This window comes from Halobellus inordinatus (genome assembly GCF_024464655.1).
Lineage (GTDB): Archaea > Halobacteriota > Halobacteria > Halobacteriales > Haloferacaceae > Haloquadratum > Haloquadratum inordinatus.
Genome location: NZ_JANHAV010000001.1, coordinates 703,353 through 724,612 on the forward strand (window position 1 = coordinate 703,353; position 21,260 = coordinate 724,612).

Annotated in this window: 13 protein-coding genes; 6 read left to right on the forward strand and 7 right to left on the reverse strand. The window is 55.4% G+C overall.

The window, feature by feature from the left end; genetic code table 11:
* Nucleotides 1–93: 93 nt before the first annotated feature.
* Both NO347_RS03600 and NO347_RS03605 read right to left on the reverse strand, forming a co-directional pair.
* The gene (locus NO347_RS03600) at nucleotides 94–1,035 is read right to left on the reverse strand and encodes a hypothetical protein (RefSeq protein ID WP_256288296.1); all 942 of its coding nucleotides are present in this window, start codon (nucleotides 1,033–1,035) and stop codon (nucleotides 94–96) included.
* A gap of 2 nt (nucleotides 1,036–1,037) precedes the next feature.
* Nucleotides 1,038–1,484: a DUF8112 family protein gene (locus NO347_RS03605; RefSeq protein ID WP_256288297.1), complete on the reverse strand. Its 447-nt coding sequence runs from the start codon at nucleotides 1,482–1,484 to the stop codon at nucleotides 1,038–1,040.
* A 432-nt stretch (nucleotides 1,485–1,916) separates the two neighbouring features.
* Between NO347_RS03605 and NO347_RS17340 the strand changes: the two genes are divergently transcribed.
* The 5 genes from NO347_RS17340 (at nucleotide 1,917) to NO347_RS03625 (ending at nucleotide 12,544) form a co-directional block, all read left to right on the forward strand.
* Nucleotides 1,917–2,147 carry a DUF8139 family protein gene (locus tag NO347_RS17340; protein ID WP_425492335.1) on the forward strand — a complete coding sequence of 77 codons (231 nt, stop codon included), beginning with the start codon at nucleotides 1,917–1,919 and terminating at the stop codon, nucleotides 2,145–2,147.
* Nucleotides 2,148–2,216: 69 nt separating this feature from the next.
* Nucleotides 2,217–4,943, forward strand: a complete 2,727-nt coding sequence (locus NO347_RS03610) for an N-6 DNA methylase (protein ID WP_256288298.1) — start codon at nucleotides 2,217–2,219, stop codon at nucleotides 4,941–4,943.
* A complete protein-coding gene (locus NO347_RS03615; RefSeq protein ID WP_256288299.1) occupies nucleotides 4,940–7,909 on the forward strand; it encodes a type I restriction endonuclease subunit R in 2,970 nt (989 codons plus the stop codon). The genes NO347_RS03610 and NO347_RS03615 overlap by 4 nt, the downstream gene beginning before the upstream one ends.
* 120 nt (nucleotides 7,910–8,029) lie before the next feature.
* Complete coding sequence (locus tag NO347_RS03620) at nucleotides 8,030–11,146, forward strand: AAA family ATPase (protein WP_256288300.1); 3,117 nt, start codon at nucleotides 8,030–8,032, stop codon at nucleotides 11,144–11,146.
* Between the two features lie 6 nt (nucleotides 11,147–11,152).
* On the forward strand, nucleotides 11,153–12,544 hold the full coding sequence (locus NO347_RS03625; protein ID WP_256288301.1) for a hypothetical protein: 1,392 nt from the start codon (nucleotides 11,153–11,155) through the stop codon (nucleotides 12,542–12,544).
* On the opposite strand, the gene NO347_RS03630 is transcribed toward NO347_RS03625, so the two are convergent.
* Together NO347_RS03630 and NO347_RS03635 are read right to left on the reverse strand one after the other, a co-directional pair.
* Nucleotides 12,541–13,278: a hypothetical protein gene (locus NO347_RS03630; protein ID WP_256288302.1), complete on the reverse strand. Its 738-nt coding sequence runs from the start codon at nucleotides 13,276–13,278 to the stop codon at nucleotides 12,541–12,543. The two genes, NO347_RS03625 and NO347_RS03630, sit on opposite strands and share 4 nt — an antisense overlap.
* A gap of 1 nt (nucleotide 13,279) precedes the next feature.
* Complete coding sequence (locus NO347_RS03635) at nucleotides 13,280–14,668, reverse strand: ATP-binding protein (protein ID WP_256288303.1); 1,389 nt, start codon at nucleotides 14,666–14,668, stop codon at nucleotides 13,280–13,282.
* Between the two features lie 71 nt (nucleotides 14,669–14,739).
* Here NO347_RS03635 and NO347_RS03640 point away from each other — a divergent pair, with 71 nt between their 5' ends.
* Nucleotides 14,740–15,978 (forward strand): hypothetical protein, encoded by a 1,239-nt coding sequence (locus NO347_RS03640; protein WP_256288304.1) that lies wholly within the window; start codon nucleotides 14,740–14,742, stop codon nucleotides 15,976–15,978.
* Between the two features lie 50 nt (nucleotides 15,979–16,028).
* On the opposite strand, the gene NO347_RS03645 is transcribed toward NO347_RS03640, so the two are convergent.
* The 3 genes from NO347_RS03645 to NO347_RS03655 form a co-directional block, all read right to left on the reverse strand.
* Nucleotides 16,029–16,676: a M48 family metalloprotease gene (locus NO347_RS03645; RefSeq protein ID WP_256288305.1), complete on the reverse strand. Its 648-nt coding sequence runs from the start codon at nucleotides 16,674–16,676 to the stop codon at nucleotides 16,029–16,031.
* A gap of 295 nt (nucleotides 16,677–16,971) precedes the next feature.
* A complete protein-coding gene (locus NO347_RS03650) occupies nucleotides 16,972–19,704 on the reverse strand; it encodes a DEAD/DEAH box helicase (protein WP_256288306.1) in 2,733 nt (910 codons plus the stop codon).
* Between the two features lie 2 nt (nucleotides 19,705–19,706).
* Nucleotides 19,707–21,254: a ribonuclease H-like domain-containing protein gene (locus NO347_RS03655; protein ID WP_256288307.1), complete on the reverse strand. Its 1,548-nt coding sequence runs from the start codon at nucleotides 21,252–21,254 to the stop codon at nucleotides 19,707–19,709.
* Between the last annotated feature and the right edge of the window lie 6 nt (nucleotides 21,255–21,260).

Genomic DNA, 21,260 nt, shown 5'->3' on the forward strand with positions numbered 1-21,260 from the left:
ACTCCGACGATGCTTCACCAGCGCCGTCCTCTTTCGCAACGGAGGGGCGGATCGACTCCGACGGCGGCTGCAGCGACTCGTCACCTGGGTCGGTCACACCGACTCACCCCCGTTGACCGGATCCGGCGCTTCAAGATCGCTGTCCCGCTCAGCGAGCCGCGCCTGCAACGCCCGCACAAACTTCGGCCGACACTCCGACGCCCACACCTCGTCTTTCCGCTCCATCTCACTCGTCGCATCCTGCGCCCTATTGAACACGCGCTTCACCTCCGACTCGGAGTATAACGGGTTGACCACCCACGCGTCCGCGATCCCCGCCCCGAAGTTCCGCGCCCCACCGATCTGGAACGCGAACTCATCACTATGCGCATCCAAGAACGACACCGCTTCCAGCAGGAGCCCGACGAACTCCGGCTTCACCTCCCGAAGCGTGAGTTTCCACGTCCCCTCAACATTCCCCAGCAGATCACGGTCCGACTGGCGAAGCGTCTGCCCACCATCCGCTTCGTTCCGCGACCGGAGCTGATTACTCACCCGCCGGTAATGCGCCTCCGCATCACCATCCAGCACGTCCACATGCGTCCGAATCGGCGAGAACGACACCGGCCGCCGCAACAACTTCCCCGGCTGATCACCGAACCCACCGAACAGGTCATACACCACGCACCCGGCATCGTGCTCCTCAGTACAGCTACCCTTCTCGTGATACCCCGAATCGAGATCACGCTCGTACACGTCCCCACGCCGGTAATTCCCATCCGACTCTCCCGGATGACACGCCGTCGCACCAGCAATCTGCAGCACCTCCTCGCAGCCGTGCCGCAGCCACCCCGACAGCGTGAACGGTGAAATCTGTCCCTCAATCTGATTCATCGGATCCTCCGGCTCGTACCGATCCGCCGACGCATGATGCCGATCCGTCACCACACCAGCGCCCGGCGCTAACAAGTCGATCTCCAGGGCCACGAATACGTCCGGGAACAACAGATCATCCTCCGCAACCGGCAGATCAGCAAACTCGAAGCCGTCTACCATCGTTACGCCACCTCCGCCCGGCGAAGCACCGCCCGACGCTCCAACGCCGACTCAGCAACCGGGCACTCAGTCACATCTTCGACCGTCACGCTCGGCACACCAACCGCCGCCGTCGTCTCACGCGGTGACACACCCTCAATTACAGGGTCAAGCAGCACCGGCCATTCGTTCTGATATGCCTGATCGACACATCGCCCAACACGACCCGACAAAACCGCTTCACAAACGCCCAGCGTCACCATCGACTCAAGGGACAGCGGATGGTCAACACAGCGCACCTGCCCGGCCACCCACACCGAATGCGGACACGGCCGGAACACGTACGCAACCACCCGCTCACCCGCCCGCAAACGCTCCCCACAGACCTGACAATTTCTGTATATTTGTTTTATGTCTTCAAACAGCTGTACACCGTCAATCACTTGTCGCAGTGTTTCTGACTTCGTCATGGGTTCTCGGGCAGCCAATGAGAACCCGGTTCGGGTGCTCCAACACCCGGACGTTCTTCAAGTAGAACGCCTGTCTCACACCGGGCCTCTACCATTAGTCGTATGTCTAATGGTATAAACTTTACCACTAGTCGAGCGTCTAGTGGCGGCGTGCGTTTACCAGTAGTTCTATGGCCATCCATAGAGAAATCCGGCCCATGGCGGACCGGGACCGGGATGAATCGTCTGGAAGATATACTACTGAATACTCTGATGAGGAATTTGTCGAAGCTATCGAAGAGTCCGGAGGGACTGCTTCTACTACGGAAGTAGCTGATCTAATTGGCTGTGATCGGCGTACAGCCTACCTTCGACTAAAGGAACTGGAAGAAGCGAACCGAATCTCTAGTCGGAAGGTAGGGAATTCACTCCTATGGCTTGTATCAGAGGACAATGCGACGGTTTGAGAGAGGAGATCGCGTCCGCATCGACATTCCCGATGAAACAGATCCAGATCACGACCGACTACATGGACTGCAAGGAACGGTCGTCGAAGTCATCCAGGATGACGCGGGGCATGAGACCGGTGATCCGAGAGACTCCCACATATTCTCTGTAGAAACCGAGGATGGTGACGTCGTTGACCTTCGTTGGCGTGACCTTCGTCCCGCCCCTGATCAGTGAATTATCCAGTCGCCGTCCGACGAACTCTCCGCACCACTTAAGAATCCCCAATGAACACTCTTTCCGTAGATGGTAGAGAACTTTAGCGAGAAGGCTGATTTCATTTGGTCTATTGCAGACCTTCTCCGAGGGGACTACAAGCAATCCGAGTACCAGAAAGTCATCCTGCCGCTGACGGTACTTCGTCGCCTCGACTGCGTGACCCAGCGTAACAAGGAAGATGTGCTGGAGCGCTACGAACAACTTCAGGAGCAGGGCATCGAAAACGTCGCACCTGCGCTGAAGAAGGCGTCTGGTGAGAAAGTGTACAACACTAGCGAGTACACCTTCGAATCACTCTGTAATGACCCAGACCAGATTGCGAGTAACCTCCAGTACTACATCAATGCCTACGACGAGGAAACGCGGGAGATTTTCGACAAGTTCGATTTCGACCACCAGATTCAGCGTCTCGATGAGGCCGACCTCCTGTACCAAGTCATAGAGGAGTTCAAGGAGATCGATCTTCACCCAGACGAGGTCCCCAACGAGGAGATGGGGTACATCTACGAAGAGCTCATCCGGAAGTTCAACGAACTCAGTAACGAGACCGCCGGGGAGCACTTCACGCCCCGCGAGGTCATCGAACTGATGGTGAACCTCATCTTCGACGAGGACGACGAAGTGTTGACCGAAGAAGGGGCGGTTCGGACGGTGTATGACCCCGCCTGTGGGACCGGCGGAATGCTTAGCGTGGCGGAGGACCACGTCCGGAGCTTCAACGAGGAAGCGAAGCTCCACGTCTTCGGCCAAGAACTCAACCCGGAGAGTTACGCTGTTTGCAACTCGGACATGCTGATCAAAGGCCAGGAACCCGAAAACATCGCATACGGTAACTCTTTCACTAACGACGGGTTCCCAGATCGGCAATTCGACTATATGTTATCGAATCCGCCGTTCGGTGTCTCTTGGAAGAAGGTCAAGGATCAGATCGAGAAGGAGCACGAAGAGCAGGGGTTCGCTGGTCGGTTCGGAGCGGGCACGCCACGGGTCAACGACGGCGCGTTCCTCTTCCTCCAGCATATGATCAGCAAGATGAAGCCCCCGGAGGAGGGCGGTTCGCGGATTGCAATCGTCTTCAACGGGTCACCGCTGTTCAACGGAGGCCCGAATAGCGGTGAATCAGCCATCCGTCGATGGATTATCGAGAACGATTGGCTGGAGGGCATCGTCGGTCTGCCGGAGAACCTATTCTACAATACCGGCATCCGGACGTACATCTGGGTTCTTTCGAATAACAAGCCGGAACACCGCGAGGGCAAAGTCCAGCTCATCGATGCAGGGGACTTGTACGAGGAGATGGACGAAAGTCTGGGCGATAAGCGTCACAGGCTCACTGAGGAACATATCAAAGAGATCACGCGTATCTTCGGCGACCTCGAAGCCAATGGGCGGTCGAAAGTCGTTGATGGCGAAGAGTTCGGATACCGCCGCATTGTCATCGATCAACCGCTTCGACTCCGGTTCGAGGTCAGTGAAGAGCGTATCGGGGATTTGGATGACGAACGGGCCTTCTCGAATCGTGACGAGGACGTCCAAAAGCGCATCAAGGATTCGCTCTCAGAGATGGAGAAGGACAGGGTCTGGATGGACCGTGAGTCGTTCCTGAATGACGTTGAGCTCCAGTTGAATATGGCAGGCCTTGATGTCCGGGATAGCGTGTACAACGCCATTGAGCGTGCCATGGGCGAGCGAGACCCGGATGCCGAGATTTGTCGTGATGGGAACGGAGATCCTGAGTACGATAGTGACCTCCGGGAAAAAGAACGAGTTCCATTGGGGGTCGATCCTCGTGACTACTTCGAGGAGGAGGTTGCACCGTACTTAGAAAACGCTTGGATTAACGAGAGTAGCAAGTACCACGATGACAAAGATGGTGAATTGGGAGTCGTCGGTTACGAAATTAACTTTGATCGATTCTTTTTCGAGTATAACGAATCAGGCGGTCTCCAAGAGGTTGATGCTCAGTTAGACCTAGTTGGATCGGATGTAATCAAGGGCATCGAAGACCTACTCTCAGGTGAAAATCGGGTCCATCAGCCAGTCACAAAAGGGCTTGAAGACGATGTAGAAATGAAAGAGTCCGGCGTCGGCTGGATTGGGGAAGTCCCTGAACACTGGGATGTTGTCAGAACCCGCTTTGTTGCTAGGCTAGAATCAGGTCACACGCCAGACCGGTCTAATGATGAATATTGGGAAGACACGGACATTCCCTGGGTGACGACCTCTGACATCAAACCATTCCGAAAGGGGAAAAAGATCTATCTCCATGATACTGAGAACAAAATCAGCCAATTGGGTCTAGAGAACTCCGGAGCACGCCTTCTCCCAGAAGGAACAGTCTTTCTCTCCCGAACTGCTTCTGTTGGATTCTCTGGGATTATGGGCCAAGAAATGGCGACGTCACAGGACTTTGCCAACTGGGTATGTGGCGACGATATCGTCCCAGAATATCTTCTCTATGTCTTCCGTTCTATGGATTCAGAGTTTGAACGACTCACTCAGGGATCTACACACCAGACGATCTATATGCCAGATATCCGGTCGTTCAAGACACCACTGCCACCTGTTGAGGAACAGCGGGAAATTGTTGAGCACATCCAAGCAGAGACAGAAAAACTCTGGGAACTCATTGAGAAGACCGAAGAGACGTTAGATCTGCTCGAAGAGAAACGGAAAGCGCTAATCAACGCTGCAGTAACGGGTCAAATTAATGTCACCGAAGACCAAGATGACGAATTAGAGACTACCACATGAGTAAAATACACGACGAGGAGAGCTTTGAGGACTTCATCGCATCCCACCTCGTGGAACATGGTGGGTACGAGCACTTGCCGTCCGAAGAGTTCGACCGGGAACAAGGGATCTTTCCCGACGTCGTCGTGTCCTTCGTCAAGGAAACGCAACCGGAGAAGTGGGAGAAGCTGGAAACCGCGTACAAAGGCAATGCGCGGAAGCGGTTCCTACAAGATCTCACGAGTGCGATGGAGGGCCGTGGTACACTCGAAGTGCTCCGGCACGGACTTCGGACCACTGGAACGACCATTAACCTCGCGGCCTTCAAGCCGAACACCGGACTGAATCCTGAAGTCCAGAAACGGTACGAAGCGAACCGTCTGGGCGTTACTCAACAGTTCTACTACTCGACGACTGACCCGAAGAAGAGCATCGACCTCGCGTTGAGTGTCAACGGAATCCCGGTGGCCACCGCGGAATTGAAGAACAAGTTTACCGACCAGAGCATCATCGATGCGAAGAGCCAGTACAAGTCTGACCGTGATCCCGGTGAACCTGCGCTAAAGTTCAAGCGAGGGACGCTGGTGCATTTCGCTGTTGACCAAGACGAGGTAGAGTACACGACCCAGTTAGACGGCGACGATACGCACTTCCTGCCGTTCAACAAGGGCCACGACGGCGGAGCCGGGAATCCCCCACGGGAGGACAGTCACCGGACGGCCTACCTTTGGGAAGAGGTCTGGGAGAAGGACAGCTGGATGGAGCTCCTCCAGCGATTCATTCACATCGACACTGAAGAGATCCGGAAGGGCGGCGTGAAGGTAGACGAAGAGGAGACCATCATCTTCCCGCGGTACCACCAGCTAGAGTGCGTCCGGCAACTCGTGGACGCGTCACAGGAGAATGGCGCTGGAGAAGACTATCTGATTCAGCACTCGACCGGTAGCGGGAAGAGTAAGTCCATCGCGTGGCTCGTCCACCGGCTCGTTTCACTCCATAACGACGCCGACGAAGCGGTCTTTGACGGCGTCGTCGTTGTCACGGACCGCACCGTACTCGACGAGCAGCTTCGGAACACCATCTACGAGCTGGACCACAAGACCGGCGTCGTTCACGCAATCAAGGGTGAACAGGGATCAAAGTCCCAGGAACTGGCGGAGGCCATCGAAGCGGGCAAGCCGGTCATCATCACCACATTGCAAACGTTCCCCCACGTCATTGAACACGCAAAACGACTCCCCGAACGGGACTACGCCGTCGTCGTGGATGAGGCGCACAGTAGCCAGTCCGGTGAGATGGCCCACGAGATGAAGCAGATCCTCTCTGGCATCGACATCGACGAAGACGACGATGCCGAGGATCTCATCGTGAAGAGCGCGGAGACGCGGGGAAACCAGGAGAATCTCAGCTTCTTCGCGTTCACCGCGACACCGAAGGGCAAGACGCTGGAGGCATTCGGAACCGTCCCCGAGGATGGCGATAAGCCAGAGCCGTTCCACGTCTACTCGATGCGCCAGGCCATCGAAGAAGGGTTCATCCTCGACGTCCTGCAGAACTACACGACGTACGAGACGTTCTACAACATTGCGAAGGTCATCGAGGAAGACCCGCAGGTCCCCCAGAAGAAGGCAGTGAAGGCGGTCTCGAAGTTCCTGAAGCTACACCCCCACAACATCTCACAGAAGGTCGAAATCATTGTCGAGCATTTCCGCGAACACACGCAGCACAAGATCGGCGGGAAGGCGAAGGCGATGGTCGTGACGTCCTCACGTGTCCACGCTGTGCGATACAAGAAGGCAATTGACGAGTACATCGAGAAGAACGGATACGATCTGAACGCACTCGTCGCCTTCAGTGGTACCGTCGAGGATGACGGCTTCGAGTACACCGAGAAGGGGATGAACGACGGAATCAAGGAATCAGAGCTCCCCAACAAGTTCGACACTCCGGAGTATCAGGTTCTCGTCGTCGCCGACAAGTACCAGACTGGGTTCGATCAGCCGCTTCTACACACGATGTACGTGGACAAGAAGCTCTCCGGGATTCAAGCGGTGCAGACGTTGTCCCGGTTGAATCGTACGCATCCAGGGAAGGAAGATACGTTCGTCCTCGATTTTGAAAACGACCGCGACGACATCTATAACGCATTTCAGCCCTACTACGAGAAGACTACCATCGACGAAACGACTGACCCACAGCACATCTACCAATTAGAGTCAGAGCTGAACGCCTTCCAGATATACACCCAGCAAGAGGTAGATCAGTTTGCAGAGGCGTTCTTTAGCCCGGAAAACAAGGGAACCGAGCAAGCACACGCGAAGCTGAGCAGCCACATTCAGCCTGCCCGCGACCGATTCATGGTCGCCGACGAGGAGACACAAAACGAGTTCCGTTCGAAACTCCGTTCGTTCCTTCGACTCTACAAGTTTCAATCGCAAGTCGTCAGCTACGCTGATACCACGTTAGAGAAGCTGTACACCTTCGGTCGTTTCCTATACAAGGAGCTTCCGCGGGATTCCAGTGAGTCCCGGGTAGAGTTCAACGATGAGCTTGCACTCCAGTACTACCGACTAGAAAAGTCGGATGAGGGTAGTATTGAACTCGGCTCAAGCGGCGGTGAAGGAGTATCTGTACCGACGGAGACCGGTACGGGTAGTCAGGAGGATGAGGAGGTCGAACTTTCGACTATCGTGGAGAAGATCAATGAGGAGCTGGGTACGGACTTTACCGAAGCGGATCAGCTCTTCCTTGATCAGATTAAAGAAGATGCACTTGAGGACGATCACCTCCGTCGGTCCGCACAGGTGAACAGCAGAGAGAACTTCGCACTTGAGTTCGATGACGCATTGACCGAGATGTTTATCGACCGGATGGATCAGAACCAGGAGTTGTTCGCTAAGTTCATGGATAACGAGGAAGTACAAGAGGCGATCACCAAGCATCTCCGGCGCGAAGTCTACAAGGAGAGCCAGACTGCGAGTAGTTGAACAGATTATGGGCGGTTTCCAGTCACCTCAGTTGATTACTCTGTTCTGGTAAGATCGGTCTGAAATGGAGTATAACTACGTACCGGTTACTCTTTTTAGGCTACTCTGTCAGGATAGGATATGTTCGATTCTCAGGGCGAGTCGTATTACCGTGCTCAGTTTCTTGTTGATCGGTTCAAGGAGCGGGAAGAGCCGTCGTGGGAAGCGCTGAAGGAATCTGCTGAGCAAACGACTCGGGTCGTCCGGAGTACTGTCGAGAATCTGGTTGAAGAGCGAGAGCGGATTGGGGATCAGGAACTGAAGACGCTGTATCACTTGTGTCAGAACAGCAGTGATGGGCGGTCGGCTGAGGACAAGCGGGAGCTTGTTCGTCAACTTGGCTTGTCTGATGGCAAGACTGAGCAGATTGTCGATGATATTGATGCGTCTGTTGGAAGCGTTGGCCAGAGTATGACGAATCCCCCGATACATGTGGGTGGAAAAGATGACGAGTTTCCCGAGTTGGAACGGGATTTGCATGAGTGCTTTGCTCGGATTGTTGAGGACTATGAGGCTGAATCGGAGTTAGTCGATGCGGTGCGTGAGATCTTGACGATTGACTTTTATGGGGTTCAGTCCGGCCGCATCTCGCCGATATTCCATTACTTGGCTCCTGATCTTTTCCCAGTTATCAACGGGCGGTCTTGTGACGGAATGGAGTTGATGACCGGTGAGCAGGTGAGTCAGGAACTGAGTGATTACTTGGATGAGCGTGAGAGGTTCCTTGAGGTTCGAGAAGAGTTCTCGTTCGAGAGCCATTTCCGTGAGTTAGATTACTTCCTTCACTGGGTACAATCGACCGATAACGTATGGTCTGAGGTGCTCAGGGAAGGGGTTTCTCGGAACGCGTGGCAGGTACAACCTGGGACGAACCAGCATTCGTATCCAGAAAAGCTCTGGCCGATCTGGATAGAACGGAATGTGATTTCGGTGGGGTGGGATATTGGACCACTGAGCCAGGTCTCTACTGATGAGTTGAATTCGCAGAGCAAAACGCTCGTAGAGCGGATGTCTCCTGGGGATATCGTGGTCGCCAAAGGAGGTCATCATGACCTGTTGGGGCTCGGTGTCGTGACGCCTGATGGGTACGAGTACGTGGGTGGTACGGATCGTGAGATCGCGTTCTCTAATGAAGGTGAATCAGACACGCATCCATGTATCAGACACGTTGAGTGGATCTTTACGCGAAGCGTTTCTGACGCAGTGGATATCCAGGATTGGGGAGTTTCAAAGCAGTTCGACAACCGGACAGTCGTGGCGTACGATTGTTTTGAGGAACTTCGAGGACTTCTGGCGAGGAATCTTCCAGCGGAAACACTCTCTCCACTGCAGCGTCTTGAGGATACTAGTGTAGATTTTGCTACGCGGAGTTTCTTCATCTTGCAAACGGGGAGTGACGAGTGGGAGGATGAGCCTGCTGAGCAGTATCATTTCAAAATGGGGATCCCTGGTTCGCGGAAGCTGGGGGATGCTGAGACTGCCCGTGTGTTATACTTGGAAGATGGAGACATCTATGCGAGGGCACGGATTGTTGGGATTCACGAGGAAGAGCGTGGTGATGAGACGCACTGCTTCGCGGATGTTGAGGAGTACGAGGAGTTGGATTCGGTTGATGTGAATTCAGTGCGTGGGGAGTTTGAGAGCTCTATTTCTCTCCAGCATCCGATTATTGAGATCACGGGCCGTGATTATCGGACGGTTGTGGAGTCGGGGATGTCCACGCGGTACTTCTGGGTGAACGCAGAAGCTACTGACTGGCAACAGGACGGGGGTGAGGCGTTCTATCCGGTTACGGGTTCATCTGGTGGGAAACGTCGGAATCAGGAGGCGTATCAAAAGGCGCAGCCGGGTGATGAGGTGCTGGTATATCAGATATCGCCCGAAAAACGTGTTGTTGGCCGAGCCCATGTGGCTCGTGGATTACACGAGGAATCTGTAGAAGAGAGTGAGGAGCCGGTAGATGGGATTACCCTTCGTTGGGAGGAATCTGTGGAGGGGGTGAGTTGGGGCGAAATAGAGTCGGACCCGGAATTGGAAGCTAGTAGACTCGTCGAGTCGGACAACAGTTTCGTTGTTACTGAACTTACGGAGCGGGAGTACGATAGGATTCTGGAGTTGACTCGTAAAACGACGTTCGGTGATTTCGCTGACGAGCTTGAGGTACCGAATGAAGAGATCACTGTGGATCGGAAGAATTTGTACTTCCCAGACGGGGCGGATGATGAGCAAGGGGAGTGGGGCCGAATCCAGTCCCGGATAGAGCGAGCGCTTGCGAATGGGAATCACGTGTTGCTGTTTGGCCCGCCGGGAACGGGGAAGACCAAGCTTGCCAGGCAGGTGTGTGAAGACACAGTCGGGGACGATTATGAGCTTGTGACGGCGTCAGCTGATTGGTCTACGTTCGATACCGTTGGTGGATATCAGACGACGTCGCAGAATACGCTTGAATTCGAACCGGGGATTGTGCTGGATCGGTTCCAGGACGATACTGATGGATCGCCGACGAACGAGTGGCTCATCATTGACGAACTTAATCGGGCTGATATCGACAAAGCGTTTGGTTCGCTGTTTTCTGCATTAACTGGTGAGAGTGTCACGTTACCGTTTGACGGGCCGAATGAGGAACCGATTCAGATCCTCGATGCGTCGCAGACGGACGTGGAGGTAGATTTGAATCGGTTCTATATCCCGGAGGATTGGCAGATGATTGCGACGATGAACACGCTTGACAAGACTTCGTTGTATGAGATGAGTTATGCGTTTATGCGGCGATGGGCGTTCATTCCAGTCGGGATCCCTGAGCTTCCTGAGCGGGCGGATGAGGATGATTCCGAGTTAGAAGACTTGGTTGAGGAGTATGTGAAGGTGTGGGCGACTGATAGGAGCGTCCCTGAAGCTGAACAACATTACGAGCCGGTGGGTCGGATTTGGCGGGCCGTGAACGAGGAGCGGTCAATTGGGCCTGCGATTGTGGAGGATATCTATGAGTACGTTGCAGCGGCACCAACTCGTGAGGACGCAGATTACGTGTCACCGCTGATTATGTACGTGTTCCCGCAGTTGGAGGGGCTACGTCGGAACGAGTTAGAAGGCCTGATCGAGCAGCTTGACTCGATTGTGGATGATGGGTCTGGAGAGTTGTGGACGGTTGCGCGAGACTTTTTCCAAGTGGATCTGCAGCCGAGTGACGAGGAGTGATTTAGGATGGCGAAGACGAGCGAGGATGCGTTACTCGATGCGGTTGCGGATGATTTCCACACGTACCTTCGGAAGGGGGTTCGGTTTGACCGAGTAATCGGTTCAGCGCATTCGGATCTTGAGATAGACGATATCGAAACTCTGCTTCGGATTCACTTCGTGTTGACGGAAGCTGAAACAGATGATGAGGATGTCGGCGTGTTGGACTTTATGCGGGAATTGGAAGCACGTATCCGCCGGATGAAGACGACGACCTCGCCAGAGGCATACGAGTATCATGGCGAGGTGCGCGGGCGGATCGATTGGCAAGGGACAGTGAAGACTCGTGCAAGGGCGGGGCGACTTAGTGAGCCGATCTTCGTGTGTAACCAATCAGAGGAACATTACAATATCGATGAGAATCTCGTGTTGAAGCGGTTGCTAACCGTTATTCACGAGATTGTGACGGAAGATCTGGAGTACGCGGTAGACAACCCAGATGGCTATGGATGGCTCGGTCCGTGGGTTAACTCAGACAGCGAGATCGCCGTAGAGGCTGAGTCTGCAGTAGAGATGCTTGACCGTATCTATGAAGAGAATATCTATCTACAGCGCATCAACGTCGAGGAGACAGATATCACGGACCGGACTATTGAATCGGTGAAGCGATCTCGGTCAAGATTCTATCAGGAGGCTGCTATTCTACTGGACAGGTATCGGCAGTTGGTGAATCAAGAACTGGATAGCGATAAGGCACGCGAGATTCTGAATCACACGATCATTGCGCCAGAGAAGACAGAGGTTCTGTTCGAATTGTACTGGGTATTCCGCGTGTTAGACGCCTATGAGGGAGTACAGTATCGTATATTGACTGACAGTAGGGAAAGCCCGTCGACAATCGCTACTTGGGAACAAGACGGATTCCGGTTTAGGTTGTCGCACGATTCAACGGGAGAGAAACTCACGTTCAATGAGTCAGTAGGAGATGAGGAGCTCGACCAGGATGGGTATTTGTTCCGAATGAATGAGGTTCTGGCTCGGTGGCAATCTTTGTCTGAGCAGATGCTGGATCGGAGTGGGAGCGGTTCGCTGTGGGGTGGCCGTCCAGACATCGTTTTGGAACGGTACCAGGCAGAGGAATCGGGTGATTGGGTACTGGATCAGGTGTTTATTGGAGAGGTGAAATACACTCAGAGTCTCGATTATGCTGCGACTGGGCTACGTGAATTACTGGAATATATGGCGTTTGTGAGACGTGCTGCAACGGATGAGTACGTCGAAGCCCCAGAGAATATTCTTGATTCGGTTGACGTCAAAGGCCTGTTGTTCGTGGACGATTTGGGTCGAGAGATACCATCGAACCCCGAGGAGAAGATCGAGATCGTACAGTACCCTGAATCGCCAGATCAGGTCTTTTAGGTGATTTCAGCTGCTGTCCGGCGATACGTTTCGTCGAGGGTCGGGCCGCCGAGTGTAGTATAAAGATCTACGAGGTCGGCAACGTCGCTCGTGCAGTAATCGGTGAGGAGTTGGGTGAGTTCGCGGTGGACACTGGTAGATTCGATGCCAGCCTCGACGTTGTCGACGTACCGTTCACCTAGAACCTGGCCGATGTGTTTTCCTTGGACAGCAGATCCGTCAATCTGCGAGAGGTATGTCTCTGGGAAGTCATAATCGTCGTACCAGACACTATCGTTGTTTATCTCCGTGATTTTGTATGCTTTCCAGTCGGGGAGGATGTGCTGGTCATCCCACAGTTCCTCAGAGTACTCGTCTGCTGCTGCGAGGGCGACATCGACGTGATTCTCAAATAGCCTCTCCGTGCGGCCTCGGTAATTGTGATCGGTAGCGGCGTCTATTTCTCTGGCCCAGTTGAGTAGATGCTTACCGTCGAACCAAGTACCATTGTAGGTGAGTAGTCGCTCGACGTTCTGCTTGTCGCACCACTCGAACATTCGTTGGTAGAGGTCGATGGTATGGGCGTCATCCCAGTTCCCACGACGGAACAGAACCTCGGTTTCAGGGCTTTCTTCCAGATTATCAGCGTACGCGAGACTGACAGCAAACCATTCGTAGTACTGCGTGCCGTTCGAGTTCTCGGGTGGTTCTTCGAATGGGCTCGCAGTTTCGATGTCAAGTACGAGCGTCCCCATATTACGAGATCGCCTCCACGCCGACTTGCCCGAGTAAGTCTGTTAGTACGTTCTCGAATTCTCGTGTCTGGTCGGGGAACGGAGTTCTGGTGTGTGCGAGTTCGTGAAGAAAGACGCCGATGAACTCTGCTTGATCGGCTAAGACATCGCGGTGTACGATGATTCGTTGTTCACCGGGCTGGTGAAGGCCGCGAGTCTGGTCATCGTCAGTTGCGCGGAATTGGCTCGCTATGCGGTAGTCGTAGTTCTGCGGGCGTCCAACTATCTGGAGAACGTCCTCTCGTGAATCCCACGTAGCCTGCTCTTCTGAAGTGAGTGAGGACTCCTCAACCCAGTCGAACTCGAAACTGTCGTTGTATTCGTTCTCGTAGACGGTGACGTCTCGGATTTGGTTTCCATCTACGTCAGCAGTATCCGAGAGTTCATCTCGAATCCGATCTGGGACCGTCACAACGGAGTGCCCATCGTCTTTGGCGTGATCGAGTAGGTCCCGATGCTTCTGCTGTTCATCGACGGTCGTGACGACTACCTCTTGTCTGGCGTTCAGAATCCGGACCGCGTGCAATTGGATTGGTTTCCATCCGAGCTCATCGTGCGTTTCACCGTCGGTAAACCGTTGTAGGTCATCAACGAGGCGTCTAGCGACGGCCTCAGAATCACACGCCTGTAGTATCTTTTTCACGCGAGACGTGTACGCGGTTCGACCGACGTTAGATCGCTCACGGTTCAGCGCGTCACGGATTTTCTTCGTAGTGTTCGTGATGTCGTACGAGAACAGGAAGTTCGGCTCTTCAGCAACTTTGAGGCCGGTAACGTACACTCCCGCGTCCTCCCCCTCTTGGACCTGGTAGACATCACCGAATCCAGTGGATTCTAGGATTTCGAGGTCTGAGTACCGGATAAAGTTCGATTTTGCGTCCTCGATTGCCGTCTGAGAAATCCCATCAAGAACGACGTCTGTTCCCTCGATATCTACCTGAGGCGGTTCAATATTCACGTGGAGAGTGGAGATCTCCTCGAAGCCGTGCTTCGGAGCTTCTTCGATTGTAAACGTATTGTATGAGGAGTGAATGGTGACTTCGATTCCATGCCGATGGAATGTCGCAAGAGCGTCTTTCAACCCGACACCAAACTTTCCGATGACAGTATCGGGGTTGGCCAGTTTTTCGTCGTCTTCTGATTGCGTGAGATGCTCATAACGCAGACCACGGCCGTAGTCCCGGATGTGCCAACGACCCTCTTCGTCCTGTAACACCTCGGGATCAGATCCGCCAGTGAGTGCCTGTTCGTCGAGGGCGTTCGCTAGAATTTCACGGGTAGCATCGGCTGGTCCCCATGCCTCAAGTACTTCCTCCATATTCAAATCGAACTTTCCAGTTTGAGTCGCCATGGTGGCGCATATCAAGCAACCGGAATAAGCGTTCCCACGAGTTCGAATGCTCACCAGTTGAGTTGCTCCGTGTGGAAATCCAAGGAGTAGAAGAGATGGAATGTGTAGGTGCCATAGATTCAAACAAACCCGGTGTGAAACACTCGGGTAAGATGGATGAATCGGCTGTGTTTGGACACGTCGTTGATGAGCTGGATGCCCGGGGGTATCAGCCGCTTGTGCATGTGCCCGGTTCACACGAGGAGACGTATGCGGATGTGTTGAATCGATGTGAATCGCATCAGATCACGATTGGGGGGCGGTATCCGGATGTGTTGGGGTTCACGAATGCTGATCGCGTGTTTGCGGTTGAGGTGAAGGGGTCGAGTGGGTTGCTTCGGGGGATCGGGCAGGCGCTTACGTACCAGCAGGGGGCACATGTGTCGTATTTGGCGGCAGCGGAGGAGGCTGTTGGGCAGCATACTGAGTTGCTGCGGTCGAAAGGGGTCGGTGTGATCGGCGCGACGGAGAGTGGAGTATCGGAGTGGTCGAGTCCACCGACATCTGAATCGCACGAACAAGTTGTCGATATTGAGGGACAGTTGTCTGTTCGGCTGCGGCGGAGTGATGTTAGTGGGGATATTGCCAGCCTATCGCTCGCCCAACCCCTGAACTACCTGGCACCTGTAGTTGCTATCGATCAGCACGGGCCCTTGGCTGGCGATGAGCTTGTCGATGTACTTGCGGATGAGTACGGGTTCGGTGCAGGTGATAGTGCACGTCAGAGTACACTATCTCTGGGGTTGCTCCGGCGTGACGACCGGTATACGCTTACTGATCAGGGAGAACTTGCGGCAACGGTGCTTCGCGGGTACGGGGTTTCGACGCTATCAAAGCTTGACATAGTGAAGAGTGAGGTTGGACGATCAACCGTGGTTGAGGAGCACCAGCCGCTTGCGATTCTCCTGCAGAACTGTTATGAGCGGCATCCTGAGTTCCGGTTGTTGTTGGATGCGTTACGGAAGGAGGGGCCGACGATTCACTTCCCAGATTTACTCCGCCGATTGGTTCATGAATATCCCAATGTGTTTCTCAATACTTTCTGCACCAGGTCAGGCCGAACGCGAGCCCGCGAGTTAATAGAGGCTGGTCAGGTCTCCCGGATCTACGAGGAGGAAGCCGTCTGGAAGGACATCATTCGAACGAACGTGCTGTTCAATTTCGTGCAGCAACTCAAACACATCGGGATTCTCGCGCCAGAGACCCGAAGTCATAGCGGGAAGATCAGCGAGTACGATACTGATGCGAAACCATGGATTCTCCGTGGTTAATTGCTTGAGGATCAGAGATGGGGGTGACTCGTTAAAGAGAGATAGATGGTCTACACCGGGTACTGCACCTTTGCGCGAACCAGAAAATGATGGACCTTGACCACATTTGCCGGATCAGTGTACTGAATCCGGTTTAGAATCCGAACGTGAAGTGAATCACTGCTCTCATCAGAAATCTCATCGTAAGCATCAAGGAACGCCTCCTCACCTATGCTCTGGAGTGCGTGCAGATCAGCCGCCAACTCTTCAACACGGGCAGCTACTGCCATCAAAACAATGAACACCAGCGATATTCCTGCCAGCATGGCCACCGGCTTCGCAGGAACTCCAAACGGGATCAGAAGCGAATAACCGAGACTCTGCAGAAAGTAGTAGATGCCAATTGCCCCGTTGAGCACCATACCCCAGAACAAACCCCGGAACACGGGCAAGCGGTTCAGATGACCTTGTTCGTGCCGATAGACGAGCTCGGCTGCCTCGTCGGACAGGTTCTCCATGCGCTGCTTGTTTAGTATTATCGTACCAACCGGCGTGGCCTGGCCGAACGTGGCAGAATCACTTTCGAACCAGTAAACTTCGTCCTCATTATCGTAGCCGTTGAAATTGTCGACGTTCTCAACTGGCGCATGGTAAAAACGAGCAAAGGCTCTGGTGAGCCAATCCCGAACCCTGTCTGAACTACGTTCCACAGCCTTCATACCGTGGTTTTCGACAAACAGACACAAGTAATCATTGGTGGTTTATTAATGAGAAGGACACACTAAACCGCCTTCCGTTGGAATCCTAAGCCACTAACAGGACTAACTCAACCGGTTATTCGTTACCCCGTGTATGATTACTGCAGTCCTACGACGAACGAATCATTAGTTGCTGTGTTGGGTGAGGCAGTAGGGGAGGCCGGTGACTTCGACGGCTTCGACGTCGGGGGCTTTGATGGCGGCTTGGCCTTTGTCGTATTGTTGGAGGTCTTCCACCGTCGTACTGCAGGAGGAATTAGGAGTAGAAGACGACGGGGCGGCGGTCGCCGCTGTGTTCGTCGTCGGGGAGGTGTTCGGCGAGGTCGTCGCGGGTGTCGTCGCCGAGGAGTTGGTTGAGGACGTCGATGGCCGAGGCGCGGAGGAGGGGTTTGTTGTCGTTGCCGCAGTTTTCGTCGAAGGTGCAGGCGGGGCAGCCGTTGGGTTGGCCGCAGTGGCAGTCGCGGAGTTGGTCGCGGGCGCGTTCGGCGAGGGCTTCGAAGTTCTCGTAGATGGCGCGTGCGAAGCCGAGGCCACCGTCGACGCCGTCGTAGATGAACCAGCCGGAGGCGGTACGACCGGTGAGTTCTTGGGTGCGTTGTTCGAGGGCGTGGGTGGCGGCTTCGAAGGAGTCGCCGATAGAGTCGGTGATATCATCGTATTCCGGATGGCTGTAGTGGGTGTCCATCACGAGGGTTGCGAGGCCGCCGAGGTCGTTTTTGTCGACGCGGAGTTCGAGTGGGGCGGTTTGGATGGTGGCGTGTTCGGCGGCGTGGAGCCCAGCGATGTATCCGAGGTGGGCGATGCCGGTGTTTTCGGGATCAACGCCGGTTTCGATGCCGTAATCCTGGTATTTGCGGGAGAGGGCGGTTTCGACGTCTTCGGGGACTTCGACCCAACAGAGCTGCGTGTCCATCAGGATCGGCGGAGTTTCGGTCGGGATTGCCTGTTGTTTCGGGTCGCTGTTACCGATGTAGAGCTGGTCGTAGGAGTGGTGGTGGACGAGCACGGTGCCGCGGCCGAAGTGGAGCATGAACCCGTTGACCTCGCGGGATTCTTCTGATTCGGCGTCAAGGACGTTGACTTTGTTGCGGGTGCGCGTGTAGTACTCGCAGTTGACTGGTTTGAGTTCGATGATGGGTTGCGGACGGTCTTCATCTAGGTTGACGACTTCGAACTGTTGGCCGTTCTGAAGGCGAACTGCGCCTTCATGATAGTCGCGGTAGGCGCGGTTCTGCTCGATTGGTTCTAGGTCAAGATCGTCGGGAAGACCCCATTTGTCGCGGTCAACGTTGTCTGCGAGTTGGAGACGGTAGTCCGTGCCGGTAGTCCCGTACAGGTTGACGCGTGTCTGTGGGCGGCTCGGGCCAGAGTAGTGGACTGCGGCGTCGAGGTAGCCGTCGACGAAGCCGGCTTCGCGCCACATCTTGACCGCAGCACGAAGTCGGTCTTCATCGGCGAATGTCCCGATATCTGATTCGTCGAGGGCAATTTCGTCGGCCGCGGCGAGGACGTGGGTTGCGAAGACGGAATTGTTCGAGGTGTCGACAACGGCGTCTTCGACGTCGTTTTCGAGGAGGTATTCAGGATGGGTGAGGATGTACTGGTCGAGTGTGCGGTGATCGCCGACGAGGACAGCGAGGCTGCGGCTCGCTTCGCGGCCGGCGCGACCGATGCGTTGCCAGAAGGATTGTCGCTGCCCTGGGTAGCCCATGAGGACGGTCGCGTCGAGGCTGCCGATGTCGATTCCGAGTTCGAGTGCGGAGGTCGTGGCGAGGCCGGTGAGGACACCGTTTTTGAACTGGTGTTCACGGGAGTGACGGGTTCGGCGACCGAGCCCAGCATTATACGCTTCTCTCCCGACGGTGGTCGAACGGTCGTATTCGCGGGGATTGTTCTGACGGTGCTCATTTGCCCGCTGGATGCTGAGTTCAGTGAGTTTGCGACTTTCGCAGAACAGTAACGTGCGAATGTCGTGCGAGGTCAGGTGGTTGAAGACTTTCGGCGCTTCGACGCTGGCTGGGACGCGTTCGGCGACGAACTCCTCATCATCCTCCTCCATATCAGTCCCGTCGTCGATGTCGATATCGAACGATTCCTCTTCGGGCGTGGAGTCTCGGGTTTTGTCTCGCGGCGGGGGATTCCAAAGGATGACGTCGCGGGGGCCGTGCGGTGAGCCGTCATCGTCAATGACGGTCACGGGAGCGTTGATGAGCTCCTCGGAGTGATCGCGGGGGTTCCCGATTGTGGCGGAGGTGAGGACGTATTGCGGATCGCCGCCCCAGTAGTCGGCGACCCGCTGCAGACGACGGAGGATCCATGCGACGTGCATGCCTTCGATGCCGGTGTAGGTATGGGACTCGTCGATGGCGATGAGATTGAGGGCGCTGTAGAAGCGGCTCCACTTGTCGTGGTGTTCGAGGTAGAGGTTGAGCCCGGCGAAGTTCGTGAGGATGACGTCCGCTTGTTCTCGGATTTCTCGCCGCCCGTCCTGCGTGTCGCCGTCGTAGATCTCGACGCGGATGTCTAACCCGAGTTGGTCGTAGAGATCGTCGAGGGCTTCCTGCTGGTCTTTGGTAAGCGCCTTCATCGGGTACACGCACAGCGCGGTTGAGGCGTCGTTCTGTTCGGACGCTCTAGTTCCATCAGGGTTGAGGACGCCGGCGTCGAGGAGGTTCCGAGCGATTTGCAGGCCGTAGATGTGGGTTTTTCCGCTGGACGTCGAGGTCGTGACGGCGACGTTGTTGCCTGTTTCCAGTGCGTTGAGGGCGTCGGCCTGGTGGCTGAACAGGTTGTGCGGGTACGGCTCGGCGAGTTCCGGGCGGAGTACCTCTGCTGTCGGGACTGTGTTCGCAGGTTCAGCGGGTAGCTCGATAGTTTCGATGTACTCTGAATCCGGTGTGAGGCTGACGCGCGGGAACGTGTCGATGATGGTGTCCGCGTTAACGTCGGTGCTTGCGTTCGTGTCGGTGGTGGTGGTGTTGTCGCTCATGGTTAGAAGTCAGTGAGGCCGGCTTGTTGTCCGGTTGCGCCGCCGGTGCCGCTATCGGTCATGTCCCGACGGGTGGCATTCGTGATTGCCTGGTAGACGTGCCAGAGCGCCCGGCAGTCATCCTCACAGTACGTCTTGTGGCGTTCCCAATCCAGTTCAGCTACTGGGGAGTCCGGGTTCCGCATAAATTCCTGGTATGCAGCCGCGGTTTGTGCCCCAGTCAGTCCGGTTCCGGCAGAATCGTAGCCGAGCGCGCGAGCGACATGGTCGAGTTTGTTCGTTCGACCGGGGAGGAGGGCGTTCCCGTCGCGGACGGCCCATTTGTACAGGTCGTAAGTCCAGACGTCCTCCCATGCATCGACGTATTCGGGAAGGTGCTGTTCGAGGAACTGCGAGATATGTGGGTAGTCAAACTTGTACCCGTTCCACGTGAGCACGGTCCTGTCCTGGTGGTTGGCGATGAACCACGTTATGAACGCTTCGAGGACTGGCTTTGGATCCTTCGGGTGTTGCTTCTCGATGAACGCTTGATGCGTGTCGGTCGCCGGGTCGTAGACGCCGAGCTGCCAGATGATGGTTGGAGAAAGCCCGTCGGTTTCGATGTCGAGGCAGAGCGGCGGGCGGTCGTCGCGGGTCTTGACTGGCGTCTTGTTCGTGAGGACGATTGGTTCGCCTGAGTGGATGACGTCGGCGTGGGCGTGGATCTTCTCGGCTGTTGTCTGCCCGATTCCGGGGAGGTCGGTGAGAGTGCTGATTGCGAGGTTCTGGACATCGCTGGTTGTTTGACAGCCCTGTTTGCGGAGTCGCTGGGCCGTAGACTGTCCAACGCCGTTTAACGCTCTGAGGCCGAACTGGTCAGCATCGACAGCTTCTGCTGCGATGGTTCCGCGGGGCGTGCAGGTGTATTGGGCGAACATGGCACCGCTGTGCTCTGTTGCACCGAGTCCAGAGATGGGGACGTGGACTGACGAGTGGTTGTGTGGTAGCTCCCACTCGTGGTAGTACTCTGCTGGTTGACCGCCTGCGAGGACGGTGACTGGTTCGGGCAGGGTAGCGCTGATTGCCGCCAACTGATCGGCGTGTGGGAGGGTCGTGGAGAGGGTTGTTGTATCCCAATCGACAGTGAGTTTGGGGGCGAAGAGGAACGTCGCCGCCTCGGAGCCTGTCTGCCGCTCACCTGATGCCAATTGCGTTTGGAGTTGAGGGAGGACGTCCCCGCTTTGGACGGCGAGAATATCTATCGTCCCGGGTGGTGGGGCGGCGTCGGGGGATTCGTGAACACCGGCGTCGGGGGAGTACCGGAAGTGGTGGACGCGGTTCCCGCCACGACCGAGTTGTGGGTGCAAGACGGGGATGTCGGGGGCGGCGTCACGGGCGGTGGCCTCTGCAGTCGGGGTTCGGGCTCCGGGGATCGTGATGAGCCCTGGATTGAAGTACTGGATGGCGTCCCGGACCGCGGGTTGTGATACGCGGTCGAGCGTTGATGCAGGGAGTGTCAACAACTCCAAGGGAGTATCGCCGTCCGTTGTCCAGTCAGAATCTCCTGTCATGGGTGT